Raw genomic sequence first — 20,666 nt, forward strand, 5'->3', positions numbered from 1 at the left:
TCATAAAAACATCACTGACCTGTATCCGCAACACTTTAACAAGGTTCACCAATTAACAAATACGTAGTTGATAGGCCGGATACTCGTCAACCACGGTCGAGTAAGCGCCAGTGCGCAACGTTTTGTCGCTATACGGATTTCGAAAATTCACATATAGGTTTCGTGCGCTGTCCACCTGAATGGATACGTGCGGGTCATTCCCGCCATAGAAAGAATGGTACACAAGTTTCTCAAAGGATACGGCCCGGTCCGTGAGATAGTCCTTCTTTTTCAGTGTCAGCGTAGGTTTGTCCCAAAAAAATGCCTTCGAAAAATCGGAAACCGGCTCCAATACCAGCACGGAATCATTGCTGCTTATGATCTTCAAATCGTAGCGGTCTTTATATTCAAGCTCATTCGTGGAAGAACGCGTGTATATCGACTGAAAACTCAATGTGTCGCCATAGACGAACAGATAGAAGAAATCTTCCTTCAACTCCCTGTTTGACATATAATTAACCGAGTCGCGGCCTGTATGAAGAATTTCAACCATTTCCAGCTGTGACGAAATCCAGATTCCTTTCAGCTTTTCAGGTTGCGCTAAGGCGATCTTGCTGCATAGCAGTATAAAAGTGAGTGTTGCAGCGATTCGGTGGTAGCGCATTTGGGGCTCTCATTGTGGAGCTTAAATATATATAATTTTATTTTATATATTTAATCGTGGCGCCCAACCGGCAAAGGTTCACGACAGTTTGCTTGATGCATCGCACATCTGGCCACTACTTTGACGGTCGATACCAGCCTTGGAGGCGAGTTCCTCTTGCGTTAGACTGACGATTTTACGGCGTTCTTTCAAGAAGGTTGAGAAATTAGAAATATCTATACCCTTTAAATAGCCACATGACCCTGGATCGTGTCACTCTCAAAATCCCATCGAAAACCCTTTCTGCTTCTTCCGTCTTGGCTTCTTCAACTGATGCGGCATATACTCGCCATCCTTAACAGGTGACAACAAAGAATCAAGAGACTTATCATTATCCAACGAACTGCCATTTCCAACTTGATAAACATTACCGGCACCTGCAGGCTGACCAACATCCATCCCAATCCTTTGAATTTTTTGCTCATGAACAGAAAAAGGATCCTCGATGCATCGCTCGGCAATTCCCTTCGCGCTATACTGCTTACCCAATGAACTTCCGTTGAAGACGGATCTCGTACGATGATCACAGTATGTGATCCCGTACAGCAGGCCTTCTTCATTTTTTCGGATTACCGTATCGATCCCGTCTTTTTGAAGAATATTAATAAGCCTGGGCAATGACACGTTTTGTTTGCCGTACAAAGTAAAGTCTATAATATTCCTAATTCGTAACGAATCCTTCGTACGGTTTGGATTCATCTCATTGAACAGAAAACGCACTTTCAGATTTCTATGTGTTGGCTTGAAATGAAAGTCGCTTGCTTTGATGGGCACGCCAACCCGGTTGCCATCTTTATCCAGCACACCGTATAAGATGCCATTGTTCTTTCTGATCCTCGAACCCTCTGAGCCAATGTCCGCCGCAACATTATATTGGTTAAGCACTGCATTTAATTCTCCCATCGTGGTAAACTTGTATTCGTTCAGAACTTTGTTGAGCACATTGGCAATGAGCTTCTTGGTTTCTGATTTTTCATACTCTGCTTTGATGCTGACAGGCTTCAAAGTAAACTACTGAGCTTTTCGATCTTGTGCCTTCACCAATCCAAAATCGATCTCGATCTCTTTCCTTGTCTTCTCCGATTGATTTTTGCCAAGGTTGTGCAGTGAGATCCGGCTGCCATCTGCTTTGATGTTGGTCGTTACGATATGGACATGGGGGTGACCGGCATCCCGATGCTCATATATGAGCGCGGGTTGTTTCTCAAATCCAATACCTTTTAAATAGGCTTTTGAAATCTCCGCGAGCTGTTCTTTGCTCAGCTTTTCCGACGGATCAAAGTTCAGGGACACGTGAACCGTATTGACCTTTGTCCTTTTGTTCAAAGCCAGCTGCCGCTGAATCCGGTTCAGCTTTTGATTAAAACTCAAAGCATCCGCATCCTTGGGATAATTGATAGCTGAAATACATTCCGCCTGTCCCTGTTCCAGCTTGTTTTCATTGTAATGCAGTACTGACCGAAGTCGGCTGCTGGTGTGGATCACTGCAACCATCGGTCAGCCAGTTTATCGGTTTGGGATTTGATCTTATCCAGCATTGAAAACAGGAATGTCTTTTCAGCTTCGTAGCTGGCGATCCAGTTTCTGAATTCTGAGATTTGGTTAACCGCATTGAGGCGTTTGGTCGCCTGGTTGAAGTTGTTGCCAAGCCGGTTGAGCTCTTCCCGCAGCTCTGACAATTCACCAATCATCTGATCTTGCGAACCGTTCCTTTCGATCACGGTGACCGGTCCGTTGAAGATTAAGAGCCGTAAAAATTCACTTAATTTCCGACAAGTAGTGCGGCCGCGTTTGGCTTCCAGATTGGCGTATTCTTTGGGTGTCAACCGGAAAATTACATGCTTTGTCTTGTTCGATTTTTCCTCTTTCATCACGATCCTATCTACACTTTCAAACATTAAAAACTCCTTCATAAACCTGGACCGACTTTGGAGGGAAAGGCCAGATCGGGTGCGCAGCAACCGGCGATTGTATTACAATCGTACATCTGGCCAGACGCGCAAGGCAGGCGGCGCCATTGGAACTCAGATATCCGAACCTTCGCTTTTGAGTCGGTTTGTGAAGCTAGTTTATGGAAGCGAGATTTGCCTATGCTGGGTAAATTTGATCTAGGATCAAAAGCTTTGATGGTTGTTGATAGGTTGTTTGAAAAAAGTCGAGTTTCGTCGAGGGGACTGTTTTCGTCCGAAAGTGGATGCGACGATATCCGTAAGGTGAAAAAGGGAATTCACCAATAAATTACTTCTGAGAAATGCGGTTCTTACAAAATTACCGTCTGTAAACCTTGTTATTCATTTTTGAAGTATTGTATTCACTCTTGATGGTGATATCATAATCTAGAGTGTTATTTACAAGTTTTGCTTTGCCAATGATGCTGTACTCCAACTGATCGGCAACAAATACGTTGTTGAAATCCAGGTTATTATCGTCAGAAACGGTTACGTTAGAAATGTAAATATCGTACTTAGATCGTATAACACTTCCATCCGGGTAAGTATTCGTAAAGAAGAAAACAATACTTACATGATTTAAATCTTGCTTAGTTATTTTCCACGTTTCGGTTATATTTCCGGTGCTGTCTTTTTTGGAGCCACAATATTCACCCACGAATTTTCCTGCCAAATCTGGCTCACGGTTTTTTCTGCAAGAAGTTAATGTACAAAATAGAAGAAACAGTAGACCTATGTTTTTCATTTAAAAGAGATTGTAGTTTACGGAGATTGAAGCCTTACCCTAGTGGGGACAGTGGACGTTTAGACTTTATTTATTTCTGGTTTCTTGGCAAACGTTGCTGGGGCTAAGCCAGCCAATGCTTGCTGCGAGTGAAATCTAGTTTTTTTTCGCCAGTTGAACAAGTTGTCTTGGAGACGCCGTATTCACGGCAAACGTCCATCGCTTCTCGGCCGCCTTCATATTGTTTAGGATCGCCACGACCTGGTAGTTGTATGGTTACTTTGCTAATTGTGCTGATGCACGTATCTTTGGATGTAATAGATCTTTGAGTAATCATACCTGTGAAAAAAGTATATATTTTTGCTATTTTTTTTCTTTGCCTGTTTTGTCTGTCTTGCAGAAAGAAGTCAAAATCGGATGTCGATCCTCTTGTACCAGCAGATGTCTATGTAACTTTATCAAATACCTATAGTAGCTATGGCCGATATTGGAAAAATGGTGAGATGGTCAATCTGGCTACTACTAATTCTTTCGCGAATGCCAGAGCAATTTTTGTGTCAGAAAACGACATACACGTTGTCGGGGACGCTTCCGCGACTTCCAATATCGTATTTTCTCCATTTACTGGACAATACTGGAATAATGGCGCTGTATCAAATGTCGATGGTGGTATACCTGCTAAGTTGTTATATGATGTTGTAGTTTCTGACGGAAATGTGTATATCTCAGGAGATGGGCTTAATACTGTGCAACTCAGAATGCAAGCGGCCTACTGGAAAAATGGCGTTGCAATACCTCTCCATGAAGCTAATGTTAGAGGTTCCCGTGCGCGAGGAATTTTTGTAGCTGGAAAAGATGTCTATGTAGCAGGTTCACTTAACTTCCAAAATGAAACCGCCGTTTATTGGAAAAATGGAACAGTTGTAAATTTGGGCGATCCTCTGAACACTTCCTTTGCTAACTCAGTTGCTGTATCCGGTAAAAATGTTTATATAGCTGGAAGTGAAGGATTTAAAGGTGGATCTAGGGCGAGGTATTGGAAAAATGGGGCAGGGAATTATCTTACAGATGGCTCAGAATACAGTTCAGAAGCAGTTGATATAGCCGTTTCAGGTAAAGACGTGTATTGTGTTGGGAACCTGCAGTATTACGACAACACCAGAGTCGCAAAACTTTGGAAAAATGGAATATCTCAGAGCCTTCCCGGAGCCATTCGGGTTTCCAGTGTTTTTGTGTTTAACAATGACGTATATGTGGCAGGTGAAGGTTTTGATAATGCAACTAAGAGTCCTATGTATTGGAAAAATGGGGTACCGACTGTATTGCCAAATAATGGTAATGGAGCTTTTGCCAGTTCAATATTTGTCAAAAAAGCAATAACTACTATGTTAATGGATAAATAGGATTGTATCAGAGTATTTCTAAAAGTCGTGTGATATTAAAATAATGGTGGACTACTTGTCTATTTGTTGAGATAGCGCCTAGCAATACTTGCCAGGCGCGTAATTTTTCATAAAGCCGTTCCTATGTAGATTAGACGAGATGTGCACCATGCATACTTGGTTTAGAAGAAGCTTATCCACCCTTCAACCGCTCTCTCAACCCCTTCATATCCTCACTAATTTTCACACCTAAAATCTTGGCATAAATCATAGTCTGCTTCAAAGACCGGTGCCCGAGCATTTTGGAAACCGTTTCAATCGGCACCTTATTACTCAGCGTCACCGTTGTAGCAAACGTATGTCGCGCAATGTGAAAAGTAAGCGTCTTAGAAATCGCGCACAGATTCGCAATCTCCTTCAAATAAGCATTCATCTTCTGATTACTCGGTACCGGCAGCACAACGCCCTTATTGCAGCACTGCGGATGCTCCTTATACTTCTCGATGATGTCAAGTGCAGTTGGCAACAACGGAATGCGTGTAGGCGCATCCGTTTTCTGGCGGGTGGTGTCAATCCAGGTCTCGCCGTCCATGTGAACAGTCTGTCAATCAGAAACTTACGGGCATTCTCCAGCGTCTTTTTTCGCAAAGCGTCGAACTACACGAATGACGCTGGAAAACATGGGAATTTTTGCATTTTTTGATATGATCTGAAAAACAAAAATGCCCGCAAATCATTGATTTACAGGCATTTTGTTTGACTTTGAATTGACTTCAAGGGAGGGAGACGGGTCTCGAACCCGCGACCTCTAGAACCACAATCTAGCGCTCTAACCGACTGAGCTACAACCTCCGTTTTAGTTGTATCGAATGGGCTAAGCCCTGTTTCGAGGACACAAAATTAGGAAAAGGTTTGCAGCTTGCAAGATATTTCACAAATTTTTTACAAACTACAAACCGTTCCCCAAGCCGTAGCTTGATTATTTAGCCGCAGTGTACAGTGCGTCAGCCGCTTTCCAATCTACAACGTTCCAATATGCGTCGATGTAGTCGGGGCGCTTGTTTTGATATTTCAGGTAATATGCGTGCTCCCATACGTCCAGGCCGATCACCGGAGTTCCTTTTACTTCCGCGATGTCCATCAATGGGTTGTCCTGGTTGGGAGAAGAAGTGATCGCGATTTCTCCGCCTTCTTTGACGATCAACCAAGCCCAGCCTGAGCCGAAACGACCGATTGAAGCTTTTTTAAACTCATCCTTAAATGCCTGGAATGAACCGAATTTGGCGGTGATGGCTTTGCCCAGTTCGCCGGTTGGTTCGCCGCCGCCAGTCGATGAGAGTGATTTCCAGAAAAAAGTATGGTTCCAGTGACCGCCGCCATTGTTGCGTACGGGTGCCGGTGCTTTGCTGATGCCAGCCAAAAGTTCCTCTATGGTTTTGCCTTCCAACTCGGTGCCTGCTACTGCTGCATTCAGATTGGTAACATATGCCTGGTGGTGACGGTCGTGATGTATCTCCATGGTCAATGCATCGAAGTGTGGCTCCAAAGCATTGTTTGCGTAAGGTAAGGGATCCAGTGTAAATGCCATTTTCAGTGTAGTTTAATGATTATAAAAATTGTTATACCAGATAGGCTAACAGCAGAATGCACCTTTATGTTCTTAATTCCCTGAAAAATTTGAGTAGTAACTCTTGGGATTCCATGGCCATAATGCCGGTTACAAGTTTAGTTTTCGGGTGTAAAAGTGGTTGCTTGATCTTCGAAAATCCACGCTTCTCGTCCTGTGCGCCTACGACGACCCGCCTGACCTGCGTCCAGTAGAGCGCCCCCGCACACATCACGCAAGGTTCCAGCGTCACATACAGGGTGCAATCGGTGAGGTATTTGGAGCCGACGTGGTCGGCGGCGGCGGTGATGGCGATCATCTCGGCGTGAGCGGTGACGTCGTTCAGGCGCTCTGTCTGGTTATAACCCCTTCCAATGATCCTGTCTTTGGCAACGACGAGCGCGCCAACTGGTATTTCGCCTTCTTCATATGCTTTACGGGCAAGCGCAAGGGCTTCCTCCATAAAGTAATGGTCCATAATGTCTGCCTGTATATCCATATGCCTGTAAAGAAAACGGGACATCCATTGCGTTGCAACAAATGTCCCGTGGTATTTTTTAGAATTAACTATCAGGGTTTCATCACACGCTGAACGGTGCTCAGATTGCCATTCTGAATGCGCAGCAAGTAAAGTCCCGAAGGATAATTGGCAAAATCAACTTCTGTTTTTTGCTGTTTAATCGCCTGGGTCGAACGCGGGCGACCGTTGAGGTCTACCACTTCGATGCTCGCTTGTTTTGGCGAAATAGTGCCGGTCACTTCAACAGTGCATTTGCCGTTGATCACAGTCGGGTAAACCTTCGCCCAATCTGCCGGAACTGGTGGCTCGACACCCAGGATTGGGTCAACCTGCACTCTGACAGTACCAACGCCTCTGCCGGTCCCGCAGCTATTGGTTATTTTGGTAATAGCGTACGTGGTGGTCGTCTTCGGGGCCAGCTTGAAGTTGTAAGGAGTTGCATTGGCCGTAATCAGCGTGTCCTTTACGCCGTTGTTCAGCGTGAATGTCCAGGGTGACTTTCCGGTAATTTCGGCTTTCAAGTCGGCGGTTTCGCCTACGAGAATGGTTTGTGTTCCTGTCAATGTCGCAACCGGCAGCGGGCTTGCATTAACTGTGATCGGGCTTACGCTTCCTTTCACTGTAAAGTCCGGATTGGCTCCCGAGCTGATCACGCGATAGAAATAGGTTCCTCCCTTGGTAGTATCAGGGAATGTGGCCGATACTGAATTCGCTGTGGCGGTCGACGAAATCGTATAGAATTTGGCGTCCACATTTTCCTTCGATACCTGCAATTTAAAGGTATTACCCTGAGGGAAATCACCGGACTGCTGGAAAGGCACGATAAACGGTTTGCTAGCACAAATCTCCGAAACCGAAGCGTTTCCTGTGTTAATGGTAGGTACTTTCACGGTAACCACCGCTTTACCGCCAATAGTGCCCGGACCGCAGATATTGCTAACTTCGGTGAGGAGGTAGCTGGTGGTTGTGATCGGCTTAACCTGCACCTGATGGTCGGCCTGATTAGTGGTTGCGGTGTCGCCGCTGGATAAAACATAATGCCACGGACCGTCGCCTGTAAACTTGATGTTAATAGTCGCTGTCTGTCCCAGATCGATCGTTGGATTGCCTGAGATGGTCGCGGAAGGCAATGGTTTGATATGGATTTTGATTTCTTCTTTCGGGCTTTCGCAGCCGTTGGACCCAGTTTGCGTTACATAGAACGAGTAATCCTGGACTTTCGCCGTGAAAGGAGTGAACGGAACACCCTGGAACTCCGTGTCGTCTGCTGCGCGGTACCATTTCAGAATCGTTCCGGTTGCATCGAGTACCGGTGCGGTTGCATTCTGGCAGTATTCGAGGTAGGTCTTGGTGGTTGGCTTCGGCGTGGTATTTACTTTCACATCGATCTTGGCGCGGTCGCCTGGGCAGCCAGCCAAGGTTTGTCCGACATAATAGGAAGTCGTGCCACCTTCGGCTGTCGATGGTGTGGGGGCATTTGGACTTGCGCTGCCACCCGTTGCGTTGGTTCCATACCAATCCAGAGTTGCATTCGTTACCGCTGTTGCTTTAAGTGGCTCCGCTGCGATAAACTGGCAGTATTCAATCAGTGACTGCGGAATACCCGGAACGCCTGGAAGCGGCTTTACGAGGACTTTCTGTGCCACGCGGGTAGTGCTTTCGCAGCCTTTGTTTGTTACTTGTGTTGCGTAATATGTCGTTTCTCCTGCATTTTTTAGATTGATAGAAGGCACACTTGGGCTTGCAGTACCACCGGTAGCTGCTGTGTACCAGTTCAAAGTATTGCCGTCCGATGCCTGCGTCGGGAATGCGTAGTTTTTATCCGTACGCTCCTGGCAGAAAGCTTCTGATAATGCGCTTACAGCTCCCGGAGTTGCGTTGATCACTACGTCGAGTTTGGCCCGGGGACTTTCGCATGAAAGGCTGCCGTAGGTGTTAGACTGGGTCACATAATAAGATGTTGTTCCCACTGTCGTTGCCGTTGGCGTGGGCGCAGTAGCAGAGCCACTACCGCCGGTAGGTCCGGAGTACCATTTGTAAACACCCCCTGATGGAGTCAATGCAACAGGTTTTGCTCCAATGCAATAGTTGACGGGCGTCACTACCGTTGGAGCCGCAGGAGTATCTTTAATGATTACATCGATTTTCGCTCTTGGGCCTTCACACAAGCCGGATGACGTCTGGCTTACATAATAACTGGTAGTGCCTACGGTAGAAGTTACCGGCACGGGAGCACCATCCAGCGCATTACCACCGCTGGGAGCCGTGTACCATTTAAGCCCACTACCTGTTGCCGTTAATGGCGTTGCTGTCGAGTTCTGACAGAGGTTTACCGTTGCAGTTACGGTAGGAGCAGTAGAAAGATTCTTTACGGTTACCTGGATCTCCGCTCTTTCACTTTCACAGCCATTCAAAGTCTGTGTTACATAATAGCTTTTGGTGCCGACCGCATTAGTGGTCGGTGTCGGTGCAGTGCTTGATCCCGTACCACCGGAAGCAGCAGCATACCATTTTAGTTCGGTTCCGGTAGCAGTAAGCTGAGCTGCTGTTGCATTGAGACAGTAGTCTAGATTTGCGACTCCCGGCTTGTCCGTCTTGTTAATGGTAACTTTTATTTCGGCTCTTGCGCTCTCACAAGCACCTACGGTTTGTGACACGTAATAGCTCGTAACGCCTTCCACTGCGCTCGAAGGCTTAGGCGCGGTGGTCGTGCTTGCGCCGCCTGATGCCTGAGTATACCATTTCAGATTAGAGCCTGTGGCGGTGAGGGTGGCCGTTGTGGCGCCGAGACAATATGAGACATTACTCACGCCAGGCGCTGCTGGCGGTGTACACGCATTAACGGTAACCACAATTTGCGCCCTCGCACTTTCACATCCACCGACTGTTTGAGATACGTAATAAGATGTGCTTCCCGGCGCTGCTGTTGAAGGGGTTGGAGCTGTTGGCGAAGACGTTCCCCCGGTTGCATTGGTTCCGTACCATTTTAAATTGGTTCCCGTTGCGGTCAATGGAACGGCAGCATCGCCTACTGTATAAGATTTGTTGGCAACGGTGGGTGCCGCGGGCGGAGTACAGGCAGTGACGGTAACCACAATTTGCGCTCTTGCGCTTTCACACCCACCCACAGTTTGAGAAACGTAATAGGATGTACTTCCCGGAGTTGTTGTCGAAGGGGTTGGGGCAGTCGCGGAAGCAGTTCCACCTGTTGCATCGGTTCCGTACCATTTCAAATTGGTTCCTGTTGCGGTCAATGGAACGGCAGCATCGCCTACTGTATAAGATTTGTTGGTAACAGTGGGGGCTGCCGGCGGAGTACAGGCAGTGACGGTAACGACGATTTGCGCCCTCGCGCTTTCACATCCACCCACAGTTTGAGATACATAATAGGATGTATTGCCGGGAGTTGTTGTCGAAGGGGTTGGGGCAGTTGCGGAAGCAGTTCCACCGGTTGCATCGGTTCCGTACCATTTCAAATTGGTTCCTGTTGCGGTCAAAGGAACGGCTGCATCGCCTACTGTATAAGATTTGTTGGCAACGGTGGGTGCTGCCGGCGGCGTACAAGCAGTCACAATCACGTCTATTTTAGCACGGGCGCTTTCGCATCCCGCAGGCTTTTGAGAGACATAATAGCTCTTAGTACCAGGTGTATCGGTAGAAGGAGTTATAGATGCAACACCGGTTCCGCCGGTAGGGTCGGTATACCACAGCAAACCGGTAGCAGGTGTGGCTGTTAATGCTACTGCGCTTGTTCCCTGAACATAATTAACAGGCGTAGTCACCGTAGGCGTTGCGGGGACTGCATTCACCGTTAAGGCGCTTTCAGATCCCGTTGCAATCGTAGCCGCTACCAACTTGGATATGATGCGGATCTTGTAAGCAGATCCCGCCGCAGTTCCGCCTGGAATAGTGGCAGTAATAGGAGAAGCAGTAGCATTTCCAATCTCCACCGGAGCTCCGAAGGCTCCCGCTGCATCAGACAATTGTGCGATGAAACTGGTTAACGGTGCTACGGTTCCCGTGGTGGTAAATGGCACCGAAACCTCCCCTCCCGCGCAAGCTGGTGATGGGGTGATCGCCCCCGTGGTAATTGTCGTTTGTCCGAATGAAGCTGCCAGGCAGAACAGCGTGGCGAAAATGGTAAGGAAACTCTCTTTAATAAATGTTCTTTTCATGTATCTGTCTAAATATCTTTCCGCTAACCTTTTGACTGGTAAAGTTAGAGATATTTTTCAAATACGCTGAAGGTGATTTAAGGAAGCTGGCTTTTCCGTTGAATCAAAGAACTGTACACTACGTCCTGAATTTTGCGGCGTGTACGCTGGGTAGTAATCGCCGTGTTTTCCGCATCGGGACTGACTCGGTTGGAGAGGAATACAAACACCAGGTCTTCCTCGGGGTCGACCCAAACCATCGTGCCCGTGAAACCCGTGTGCCCGAAGGAGTTGACGGAGGTCAGCGGCGATACATAGGAACTGTTGCCATCTGCCGGCGCCTTGTCCCAGCCCAGCCCGCGATGATGCGACTCGTCGTACATGCGGGAGAAGAACGGCACCGTGGCTTGTTCGTAATAACGTTTTCCGGCGTAATTGCCCTTCCAAAGATTCATTTGAAGTAAAACGGCCAGGTCGCGTGCCGTGCCAAACAGGCCCGCATGCCCGGAAACGCCTCCGACGATGGCGGCCATCTGATCGTGCACCGTCCCTTGCAGCAGCTGTCCGCGGAAACGGTAATCCTGTTCGGTAGGTGCTATCTGTTTTTCAGGAAAACGACGCAACGGATTAAAGCCGAGATAGGCCAGGCCCAGCGGCTCATAAATATTGGCAGCCACAAAAACATCCAGCGGCTGGCCGGTTATTCTTTCTACAATTTTTTGCAGGGTCAAAAAGCCGAGATCGCTGTACAAATAACCATAAGTGCCAGCCCGGTCGCGGCGGTTGTTCATCGGCGATTCTACAACCCATTTCCATACGGAATCGCGCAATGCACCTTTGGCAAAAAGCTTGGGCGCTACCTGCAAATAGTAGGCGGTATCCTGTTTCGAGCTGTAATATTCGGGCAGCAGCCCTCCGGCGCTGGTTTTGGTTCTGTCCCAAAGCGAGGGGTAGAACGAAATCAGGCCCGAGCGGTGCAGAAGTAGGTCGCGGACGGTGAAGTTCTGTTTGGTAGTACCTGCCAGTTCCGGGAGATACTTCGATGCTTTTTCGTCCAGTCCGATCTGCTTCCGGTCGTAAAGCAGCATTACGGCCTGCAATGTGGCCGAAACCTTCGTGACCGAAGCAAGGTCGTAAATCGTTTCGGGCGTTACGCGGTCGTTGGTCCGGTAGCTTAGCCCGCCGAACTGTTTTTCGTAAATGATCTTACCCTGTCTGGCCACGAGTACTTCGCAGCCAGGGAAAACGTGATCATTCACCGCCGCCGTAGCGATTTCATCGATTTTTTTAAGCGAAATACCATCCATACCCACGCTCTCCGGTGTGCCGAATGCAATGCGATTGATGGAAGTTGTACTCACACCAGTCCCTGTTTTATAAGCCAATACCGAGACCGGCAGACGCCCTTTCGAACTCAGCGCGCCAAAAATGATCTGCGGAACGATTTCCTGCTGGTCTTTCCCGTCCTGATTGGCGCAGATCAGCGCGTCGGTTACTGGGAAATATTGAATGCTGTATGGCGTGCCGAAGAGGCAAAGGATCACTTTTTTGTTCTGCTGTTTGAGCTGGTTTACAAAATCGGCCATGCCTGTGGTAACCCCGTAATTCCTGCCCGGCTTGGAGCTGATGCCGTGAATATCGACGATCACAGTATTGTAAGGTTCCAGGTAACCCAGCATTTCGGTAATCTGCTCCTGCGACGACGGCCCGTCGTAGAACGAATAGCTCCGCATCGGTTTGTAGGTCGAAAGCATTTTCTGGAATGCCGTACTGCTACCCTCGCCAATGCTTACGGACGCGATATTGTTGTCCATCACCGAGCCGATGGGAAGGATGTTATTGTCGTTTTTCACGACGGTCACCGAAGCTTCGCACAGCTCGCGGTAGAGCTCATTGCTCTTCTCGCTGTTCAGGTCGGCGTACAGATTATTAATGTCAATAGGCTGGTATTTGCTCAATCCGGCCCAGTATTTAGCCTGCAAAATGCGTTTGACCTTATCGTCGATGATCTTTTCGCTGATCAGTTTCTGGTTAATAGCGTCTTTAATGCGGGTTACCGTTTCGGCAATGCTTTCGGGGTAAAGCAGCACATCGTTGCCAGCTACCAGTGCTTTCAGGTTCACGTCGGCGGCTTTGCCGTTTTTAAGTACCCCGCGCATGTTCATGGCATCGGTAAATACCAGTCCGCGAAAGCCCAGGTCTTTACGAAGCAAGCCATTCACAACCTTGTCGGAGAGCGAACTGGCCTGGTTGGGTGTGTTATCCAATGCAGGAATGTACAAATGCGCATTGAGAACGCCCATCAGACTGTCCGCAATCATCTCACGGTAGGGGTACAGGTCCGTATTGCTGAGTTGTTCCAAAGAATGCGTCAGCACCGGCAATGTGAAATGCGAATCCGCATCGGTATCACCATGGCCGGGGAAATGCTTGGCGGTAGCGATAATGCGGTTGTGCTGCAAGCCTTTCATATAGGCGATCGACTTCCGGGCTACATTCTCTTTGTCCTCACCGAACGAACGTATACCGATCACCGGGTTGTCCGCATTGCTGTTGATATCCGAGACCGGCGCGAAGTTAATTTGGATGCCAAGGCGTTTGCACTGGCGGGCGATGTCGTCGCCCATGCGGTAAATCAACCGATCGTCCTGGATCGAGCCGAGTACCATTTGTTTGGGAAAGGAAATCGTACTGTCGAGGCGCATACCGAGGCCCCATTCGCCATCGATACCGATAAAAAGCGGGATGTTGGAATGCGACTGGTAGCGGTTTGTAAGTTGTGCCTGGCCTACCGGTCCGCCTTGAAAGAATATAAGGCCGCCGATCTGGTAGTCGTTGACCAGCTTGTCGATGTATTTGTAATGGGATTCGTCACGGTTCGAGTAAGTAGCTACCATGAAAAGCTGGCCGATCTTCTGCTCGATACTCAGGGATTTGAGGGTACTGTCCACCCATTCGTTTTCGGGCAGGACGAGCACCGGATCGCGGCGCTTTTTGGGGGTTTTGTGTTTGGGTTCAACAACAGCAGGCTCCTTTTTGACCGCTATTGCCGTCACCGTCATCATTTTCCAGGCAACAGAGGCCATAGAGGTAAGCACCACCAGCGCTACTACAATCACAACAACACGAAACCGGCTGAACCACCAATTTTTCATACCTGAAAACACTGACTTAACGAGGGAATGTTAGGTTTACCACTTCAATAACTGACATTGGATTTCATCAAAAGTTACAACAATAACAAATTTTCAGCGCTTTAAATCCAGGAAAATATGGTTTTAATGCAATTCTAATATTTGCTTAACCGAATATCGTCTTGATAACTACTGTCGGAACATCAAGCTTGCTGCGTGAGCTTCCTGAAAATATCTTCCAGCGAATCGCCCGTGTCTCTGAGCTCCTGCAACGAACTGTCACTCACTACTTTTCCTTTGTTGATGATGATCACGCGGTCGCATAATGCTTCCACTTCCTGCATAATGTGCGTGGAAAAGAGCACTGTTTTGTCCTTCCCGGCCGTACGGATCACCTCGCGGATCTCCTGGATCTGGTTAGGGTCGAGGCCGGTCGTCGGTTCGTCGAGGATCAGCACGTCCGGATTGTGCAAAAAAGACTGCGCTAACCCGACGCGCTGCCGGTAACCTTTGGAAAGCTGTCCGATCTTCTTTCGTCGCTCCGGTTCCAACCCGCACATCGCGATCACCTCGTCGACCCTTGCCTTCAATGCGGCTCCACTCATTCCGTACAGTTTTCCTGAAAAGAGCAGGAGTTCCGTTACGTACATGTCCAGGTACAGCGGGTTATGCTCGGGCAAGTAGCCGATAGCCCTGCGCGCGGGCATAGGTTCCTGTATCACATCGAAATCCGAAACTTTGGCGAGGCCTTCGGTTGGTTTGAGATAGCCGGTCAGGATTTTCATCGTCGTCGATTTTCCGGCCCCATTCGGACCTAGAAAACCCACAATTTCACCTTTTTTAAGATTAAATGAAATCCCGTCGACCGCACGCTGCGTTCCGTAAACCTTGGTCAAGTTGGCGACTTGGATCATATTTTAATGTTGAATGTGTGAATGACGGAATGCTTGACCATTCCTGACATTTTATACTTTTAAAAACAATTTGTTTCTGTAAAGTAAATACATAAATGCCCATTGTACGGCGATAAATGCAATTACTTCGCCCACCGCTTCTGCTCCATGCGGTAAATAGCTTAGTAATCCGCCGAACAATGCCCGGGACGTATAACCAAAGTCGATGAACCGTCCGACCATATAAATGACGATCGAATTCATCCCTATTACTACAAAGAACAACACCCATTTGCGGTAGTTGAGTACATCCACGACCCAGTAGAACAATGCGAGCAGCAATGTGCTAAACCCACCTGCGCACAGTACGAACGAGCTGGTCCAGAGGTTTTTATTGATAGGAAAAAAATGATCCCAGACGAGGCAAACCAAGAGACTAACAATTCCTGCAAAAACCAGGTAAATGACTTTGCTCTTCTGAGAAATGATTTCGTGGCTGGTTCTGAGCAACTCGCCCGCGAAAATGCCCATCAGACCGGTAGCTATGGCTGGAATCGTCGAAACGAGTCCTTCGGGATCGTGAATGGTGAGGTGCAGACGGCCAGGGATAAGCATTTTGTCGATATAGCTGGCCGGGTTGCAGTCGATGGTTAAGAAGCCCGCTCCGCACCCGGGGACGGGATAGAACATCATAAACAGGTAATAGCCGATGAGCAGCCCACCGAACCAGATCCATCGTGCCCGGAAACCGAAATAGAGGTAAATGATCTGCGCGAACATTCCTGCGAGCCCGATCCGCGCGAGCACGCTCGGGTAGCGCATCTGCGACCATTCCGTTTCAAAAAGGCCATTGTTGTAAATGATGCCCAGAATAACCAGGATAATGCCTCGTTGAATCACCTTGCGGATCAGCTGTGAGGGCGGTACCCCCTTTTCGAGGCGGCTGCCCAATGAAAAGGGCGTTGAAACACCGGCCATGAAAAGGAAAGTGGGGAAAATGAGATCATAGGCACGGAAACCGTTCCAATCGGGGTGGGTAAACTGGTGTGCCAGGAATATCGCCCACGACCAGCCGGTCACTTTGGCGAGCACATGGAAAATCTCTTCGCCACCGGAAATCCAGAACATATCAAAACCACGCAACGTATCCAGGGACAATAACCTTTGTGAAGGAGCACTATCTTTCATCTGACAAAACAGGGTGTAGGGAAATAAAATTTGGAAAATTGAATGGAGTTTGAAATAAAACCAATAGCAACTACTGTAAAGATTGCAAAAAATACCATTCGAACTTCCTTGTAAAACTATATTTATTTGAATAAGTCTATAAGTCTCACGGATAATGAAAAAGAGGGGTGGTATATAATGGCCGGCAGAAAGACCGTTATAAGCATCGAATTTTTAACCCATCATCACCCCCATGAAAAGAATCCTGACACTGATCTTCGCCCTCGGCCTGCTACTGGGCAGCCTTGCCAATTCCACATCATTCGCACAGAGCCGCCGGAGCGACGACCGCCGCGGTAGCGACCGGCGCAGCGACGATGGTTTCGAAAGTGGTGATCCCGCCGTGAATAGCAAGCTCAACAACCGGCGGCTCGAAAAGAACATGGACAAGTATGCCGACCAGCTTCAACTCAGCAAGCGGCAGCAAAAACAGCTCAAAAAGATTGATCGCCGTTACGCGAGAATGGAAAGGAAAATGAAGCGCCGTGGCGACAATAAACGAAGCGACCGCAAACGCCTTGCAGAAGAAAAGCGGATTGAGATTATTGAAATACTAACGCCCGATCAGCAGCAGACACTGGAAGCACTGTCGAAAAAAGGGCGGTTTAGCTTCGAGCAGTTGTTTGGAAGGTAAACCTTTCAATGGCCGAAATCATAATATTTTTGGATTTTAATCCTTGAATAGTAGGAATGCGGCTTATTTAAGGCGAGCCCTGCCCCCATCACTTCATCCCTTCCAACCAGGCTTGAATCGTCGGTCCCGATAAATCAAACAGCAACCCTGGCAGAATACCGATCAGGATTGTAAGAATCACCAGCGGTACGAGCATGAGCGTTTCGCGGCGTGTGAGGTCGGTGAGGACTTGTGTGGTTGCATTTTTGTACCAGAACGAGCTGAAAAACATGCGCTGGTAGGTCCACAGGAAGTAACCTGCGGCAAGCACAATGCCGAGCGTCGATATGGCCGGGATCCAGACGGGCAGGGCGTCGGACTGGAATGCGCCCATAAGGGTGAATAGCTCTCCAACAAAGCCCGAAAAGCCAGGAAGGCCCAGGGAAGCAAAGAATGCGATGCCGGTGATGACGGTGTATTTTGGCATGACGGTGATCAGGCCACGGTAATGATCGATGCGACGGTCGTGGGTGCGGTCGTAAAGCACACCGGTGAGCAAGAAAAGCATTGCCGATAATATGCCGTGGCTAACCATTTGGTAAATGGCTCCATTGAAACCCTCAGGCGTAAATGCGGCGATCCCCAGCAGCACAAAACCCATATGCGATACCGAGGAGTAGGCGATCATTTTCTTTAAATCGCTTTGCCCCAATGCATTGAAACCACCGTAAACGATCGAGATCATCCCCAGAATGGCGAGCGGAATGGCGCTGTACAACGCTTCGGCCGGAAAAAAGCCGTCGACGATCCGGATGAAGCCATAACCACCGATTTTCAGCAGAATACCTGCGAGCACGACGGATATAGGCGTGGGCGCCTCTACGTGTGCGTCGGGCAGCCACGTGTGCAAGGGTGCAACGGGCAGTTTCACCGCAAAACCGATAAACAGGAACCAGAATGCGAGCAGGCGAACCGGTATGTTGCCGATAAAAAATTCGGATGCCGCACTCAGGATCGAGCCGGGAATGTAGTTGCCCTGGTCGGCCAGGTAGGTGAACCTGAATGTGTGGATCAGTTGCTCGGGCGCTATTTTGCCGTCGAAAAGCCATTGTTGGATCTGCGGGATCATGTCGGGATGAACCGCGTCGTCGGGACCGATGAGGCCTACCATCCGGGCCGTTTCCACGGGGTCGATCACAGAAAGGTACAGGCCAATCATCACGATCAGGATCAGTAGTGAGCCCAGAAATGTGTAAATAAAGAATTTCAATGCAGCATATTCACGCCGCGGACCGCCCCATAGACCGATGAGAAAGTACATTGGCAGGAGCATGAATTCGAAGAACAGGTAAAAAAGGAAAAAGTCCTGCGCGAGGAAACAACCCATCACGCTGCCGCTTAGCAGGAGGTACAATGCAAAATAGGCCCTTGGCTTGTGATTGACATTCCAGGAACTGACAACCCCTACCAGCAATACGACTACGGCAAGGAGTACGAGCGGGAAGCTGATCCCGTCCACTGCCAATGCATAATCGATGGACACAACACCCAGCGAGCCGATCGGTAATGTGATCCAGTCCCTGGCCTCGGAAAGCTGCAGCGCAGCATCCTGACTATTAAATGACAAATAGGATACCACCGTAACCACTACTTCCAGCAGCAATGCTACCGCCGCGATGAGACGGAAATTATGCTGGCTGTCGACCGGCCAGAAAGCGATGGCCGCCGCGCCTAGTAATGGTATGGCAATTAAGAAGGTGAGTATATGATCAATCATCAAGCATTAATTTAACCGGCCCGCCCGCATTACAGCGCAACGAGCCACAATATCAATAAAAAGACGCCCATTACCGTCACGATGTAATACGACTGTATCCGGCCGCTCTGCATGTTGCGGGCAGCGCGGCCGGCGGAGCGGATTGAGAAGACGGTCAGGTGTACCGCACCGTCGACAAACATCCTGTCGACCCAGGCAATGAAGTGTCCGAACACCAGGCTGCCTCTCGCAACCAGATCGACGAGGGCGTCGACAATATTTTTCTCGAAGGCTTTGAGGTACTTCGTGATTACTTCGAATGGAATGAGGAAGTATTGTTCGTTGGAATAACCGCGCAGCCAGCTCCAAGGGCTCTGAACGGGCTCGCCAACCGGTATTGGGTCATTTACCTTAAATGGATTGTCGGCACCAGTTTCGCGGTAAGCCAGGAAAATCGAAAGAAATGTAACGGCGGTCGCGATAAACGGCACCCATACCAGTTGCTCGCCATGCTCTTTCCCGATCCAATGCAGGAACCAGCCCTCGGCATTGAAAGGGTTAATGGAAAACCAAAAGAATAGTGATAATGCGGAAAGCAATGCCATAGGCAGCCACATCGCAACGGGCGACTCATGCGGATGCACAATTGCAGGGAACCGTTTTTCTCCAAAAAACACCAGCCACACCTGCCGTGTCATATAAAAGGCCGTTAACCCGGCCGAAACAATGACCAGCACAGGGAACAAGTAGCCCAACGTACCAAATTCCGCAGCCCAAAGGAAACCTTCGGTAATGATCGCGTCTTTGGAAAGGAAGCCAGAAAAGAATGGCAACCCGGCCAATGCGGCTGCGCAAATCAGGTAGCAAATGAATGTAATGGGCAGCGCCTTGCGCAGGCCGCCCATCGTGCGCATATCCTGCGGGTCATAATCGGGTTCGAAACCGGGCAATTCATTGCCCGGAGTTACCGCGTGGATTACCGAACCGGCCGAAAGGAATAAGCCCGCTTTAAAGAATGCATGGGTCGCCAAATGGAACAAGGCGGTCTGCCAGCTTCCGAAGCCGACGGCCATCACCATCAGCCCGAGTTGCGACATCGTCGAATAGGCGAGAACCTTTTTAATATCCCAGCCTTTTAATGCCTTCACAGCGCCAGTAACCATGGTAATAGCCCCGATTACAAGAATCACCAAACGAGCGTCAACAGTGAGCAAAAAGGATATTCTAGCTAACAAAAAAATACCTGCTGCAACCATCGTAGCTGCGTGGATCAATGCCGAAACCGGCGTAGGGCCTTCCATCGCATCCGGTAACCAGCCCGAGAGCGGGAATTGCGCCGATTTCCCTACACAACCACCAAACAGGCAAATGCCGATGGCCGTGAGAATCCCGGGGGAAATCGTACCCGCTTCGAGCGAAAGCACTTCAAAGTCCGTAGAGCCGATATAGTAGAAGAGCATTAAAATGCCGGTCAGAAAAGCGGCGTCACCGATGCGGTTGAGCACAAATGCCTTCTGCGCTGCCCAAACGGGTCTTTTTTTAGTATACCAAAAACCGATAAGGAGGTAAGACGACAGTCCGACCAGCTCCCAAAAGATGTACATGACCAGCAAACTACCCGAAAGTACAATGCCGAGCATCGAGAAGAGAAATAGCTGTATAAATGCAAAATAGCGGTTTACATTCCGGTCGTCATGCATGTAGGCAATCGAATACAGCTGAACAAGCAATGCAACGAAATGCACGATGGCGAGCATCATGGCCGAAAGGGTATCGAAACGGAAGGAAAGCTCGACAACGTGGCTGCCGATCGTAAGCCATTCGAAGCGCAGGGTATGCACTGCACCCGCATCGGCATAAAGCAGACTGACCACGAGCCCCGCCGCAGTTGTGAGCACACCGATCCAACCTGCGAATTTATTTAGACTTTTTCCACCAAGCCAAAGCAACAAAAAGCACGAAAACGGCAAGCCCAACAGCAAATAAGCAGGTAAGAGGAATGCGATGTCGGGCATAAGTGCGGGAA

At 48.8% G+C, this 20,666-nt stretch carries 15 protein-coding genes, 1 tRNA gene and 1 pseudogene; 2 read left to right on the forward strand and 15 right to left on the reverse strand.

Annotated features, from left to right (window positions below):
• Window positions 1–52: 52 nt before the first annotated feature.
• The 5 genes from IEY24_RS29205 to IEY24_RS29220 form a co-directional block, all read right to left on the reverse strand.
• Entirely contained in the window at window positions 53–643 is a 591-nt protein-coding gene (locus IEY24_RS29205) for a hypothetical protein (protein ID WP_188938842.1), read from the reverse strand.
• 258 nt (window positions 644–901) lie between these two features.
• A complete protein-coding gene (locus tag IEY24_RS32860) occupies window positions 902–1,687 on the reverse strand; it encodes a hypothetical protein (protein ID WP_229223334.1) in 786 nt (261 codons plus the stop codon).
• A gap of 6 nt (window positions 1,688–1,693) precedes the next feature.
• Window positions 1,694–2,176: a relaxase/mobilization nuclease domain-containing protein gene (locus IEY24_RS32865; RefSeq protein ID WP_229223335.1), complete on the reverse strand. Its 483-nt coding sequence runs from the start codon at window positions 2,174–2,176 to the stop codon at window positions 1,694–1,696.
• On the reverse strand, window positions 2,164–2,595 hold the full coding sequence (locus tag IEY24_RS29215) for a plasmid mobilization protein (protein WP_229223336.1): 432 nt from the start codon (window positions 2,593–2,595) through the stop codon (window positions 2,164–2,166). Before IEY24_RS29215 ends, IEY24_RS32865 begins: the two co-directional genes overlap by 13 nt.
• A gap of 355 nt (window positions 2,596–2,950) precedes the next feature.
• A complete protein-coding gene (locus IEY24_RS29220) occupies window positions 2,951–3,376 on the reverse strand; it encodes a hypothetical protein (protein ID WP_188938843.1) in 426 nt (141 codons plus the stop codon).
• Window positions 3,377–3,696: 320 nt separating this feature from the next.
• On the opposite strand from IEY24_RS29220, the gene IEY24_RS29225 reads away from it, so the two are divergent.
• Entirely contained in the window at window positions 3,697–4,758 is a 1,062-nt protein-coding gene (locus IEY24_RS29225; RefSeq protein WP_188938844.1) for a hypothetical protein, read from the forward strand.
• Window positions 4,759–4,930: 172 nt separating this feature from the next.
• Here IEY24_RS29225 and IEY24_RS29230 read toward each other — a convergent pair.
• From IEY24_RS29230 to IEY24_RS29265, 8 genes and pseudogenes are all read right to left on the reverse strand, one after another.
• Window positions 4,931–5,335: pseudogene (locus tag IEY24_RS29230) on the reverse strand (site-specific integrase); the annotation flags it as partial.
• Between the two features lie 179 nt (window positions 5,336–5,514).
• Window positions 5,515–5,590 (reverse strand) — tRNA-His (locus IEY24_RS29235).
• A 126-nt stretch (window positions 5,591–5,716) separates the two neighbouring features.
• Window positions 5,717–6,325 carry a superoxide dismutase gene (locus IEY24_RS29240; protein WP_188938845.1) on the reverse strand — a complete coding sequence of 203 codons (609 nt, stop codon included), beginning with the start codon at window positions 6,323–6,325 and terminating at the stop codon, window positions 5,717–5,719.
• Window positions 6,326–6,389: 64 nt separating this feature from the next.
• Window positions 6,390–6,842 (reverse strand): nucleoside deaminase, encoded by a 453-nt coding sequence (locus IEY24_RS29245; protein WP_188938846.1) that lies wholly within the window; start codon window positions 6,840–6,842, stop codon window positions 6,390–6,392.
• 71 nt (window positions 6,843–6,913) lie between these two features.
• A complete protein-coding gene (locus IEY24_RS29250) occupies window positions 6,914–11,038 on the reverse strand; it encodes an Ig-like domain-containing protein (RefSeq protein ID WP_188938847.1) in 4,125 nt (1,374 codons plus the stop codon).
• Between the two features lie 77 nt (window positions 11,039–11,115).
• Window positions 11,116–14,172 (reverse strand): serine hydrolase domain-containing protein, encoded by a 3,057-nt coding sequence (locus tag IEY24_RS29255; RefSeq protein WP_188938848.1) that lies wholly within the window; start codon window positions 14,170–14,172, stop codon window positions 11,116–11,118.
• Between the two features lie 182 nt (window positions 14,173–14,354).
• Window positions 14,355–15,065, reverse strand: a complete 711-nt coding sequence (locus IEY24_RS29260; RefSeq protein ID WP_188938849.1) for an ATP-binding cassette domain-containing protein — start codon at window positions 15,063–15,065, stop codon at window positions 14,355–14,357.
• Between the two features lie 51 nt (window positions 15,066–15,116).
• Window positions 15,117–16,232: an acyltransferase family protein gene (locus IEY24_RS29265; RefSeq protein ID WP_188938850.1), complete on the reverse strand. Its 1,116-nt coding sequence runs from the start codon at window positions 16,230–16,232 to the stop codon at window positions 15,117–15,119.
• 232 nt (window positions 16,233–16,464) lie between these two features.
• Here IEY24_RS29265 and IEY24_RS29270 point away from each other — a divergent pair, with 232 nt between their 5' ends.
• Window positions 16,465–16,905, forward strand: a complete 441-nt coding sequence (locus tag IEY24_RS29270) for a hypothetical protein (protein WP_188938851.1) — start codon at window positions 16,465–16,467, stop codon at window positions 16,903–16,905.
• A gap of 88 nt (window positions 16,906–16,993) precedes the next feature.
• On the opposite strand, the gene IEY24_RS29275 is transcribed toward IEY24_RS29270, so the two are convergent.
• Both IEY24_RS29275 and nuoL read right to left on the reverse strand, forming a co-directional pair.
• The gene (locus tag IEY24_RS29275) at window positions 16,994–18,661 is read right to left on the reverse strand and encodes a complex I subunit 4 family protein (protein ID WP_188938852.1); all 1,668 of its coding nucleotides are present in this window, start codon (window positions 18,659–18,661) and stop codon (window positions 16,994–16,996) included.
• Between the two features lie 29 nt (window positions 18,662–18,690).
• Window positions 18,691–20,655: an NADH-quinone oxidoreductase subunit L gene (gene nuoL / locus IEY24_RS29280; protein WP_188938853.1), complete on the reverse strand. Its 1,965-nt coding sequence runs from the start codon at window positions 20,653–20,655 to the stop codon at window positions 18,691–18,693.
• Window positions 20,656–20,666: the final 11 nt, after the last annotated feature.

Source organism: Dyadobacter endophyticus (genome assembly GCF_014641595.1).
Taxonomy (GTDB): Bacteria; Bacteroidota; Bacteroidia; order Cytophagales; family Spirosomataceae; genus Dyadobacter; species Dyadobacter endophyticus.

Bases quoted from the DNA above. Each gene is read 5' to 3' on its own strand.
- IEY24_RS29260 (WP_188938849.1), bottom strand. From the start codon at position 15,065: ATGATCCAAGTCGCCAACTTGACCAAGGTTTACGGAACGCAGCGTGCG.
- IEY24_RS32865 (WP_229223335.1), bottom strand. From the start codon at position 2,176: ATGGTTGCAGTGATCCACACCAGCAGCCGACTTCGGTCAGTACTGCAT.
- IEY24_RS29250 (WP_188938847.1), bottom strand. From the start codon at position 11,038: ATGAAAAGAACATTTATTAAAGAGAGTTTCCTTACCATTTTCGCCACG.
- IEY24_RS29215 (WP_229223336.1), bottom strand. From the start codon at position 2,595: ATGAAGGAGTTTTTAATGTTTGAAAGTGTAGATAGGATCGTGATGAAA.
- IEY24_RS29255 (WP_188938848.1), bottom strand. From the start codon at position 14,172: ATGAAAAATTGGTGGTTCAGCCGGTTTCGTGTTGTTGTGATTGTAGTA.
- IEY24_RS29205 (WP_188938842.1), bottom strand. From the start codon at position 643: ATGCGCTACCACCGAATCGCTGCAACACTCACTTTTATACTGCTATGC.
- IEY24_RS29275 (WP_188938852.1), bottom strand. From the start codon at position 18,661: ATGATTGATCATATACTCACCTTCTTAATTGCCATACCATTACTAGGC.
- IEY24_RS29220 (WP_188938843.1), bottom strand. From the start codon at position 3,376: ATGAAAAACATAGGTCTACTGTTTCTTCTATTTTGTACATTAACTTCT.
- IEY24_RS29245 (WP_188938846.1), bottom strand. From the start codon at position 6,842: ATGGATATACAGGCAGACATTATGGACCATTACTTTATGGAGGAAGCC.
- nuoL (WP_188938853.1), bottom strand. From the start codon at position 20,655: ATGCCCGACATCGCATTCCTCTTACCTGCTTATTTGCTGTTGGGCTTG.
- IEY24_RS29270 (WP_188938851.1), top strand. From the start codon at position 16,465: ATGAAAAGAATCCTGACACTGATCTTCGCCCTCGGCCTGCTACTGGGC.
- IEY24_RS29240 (WP_188938845.1), bottom strand. From the start codon at position 6,325: ATGGCATTTACACTGGATCCCTTACCTTACGCAAACAATGCTTTGGAG.
- IEY24_RS29265 (WP_188938850.1), bottom strand. From the start codon at position 16,232: ATGAAAGATAGTGCTCCTTCACAAAGGTTATTGTCCCTGGATACGTTG.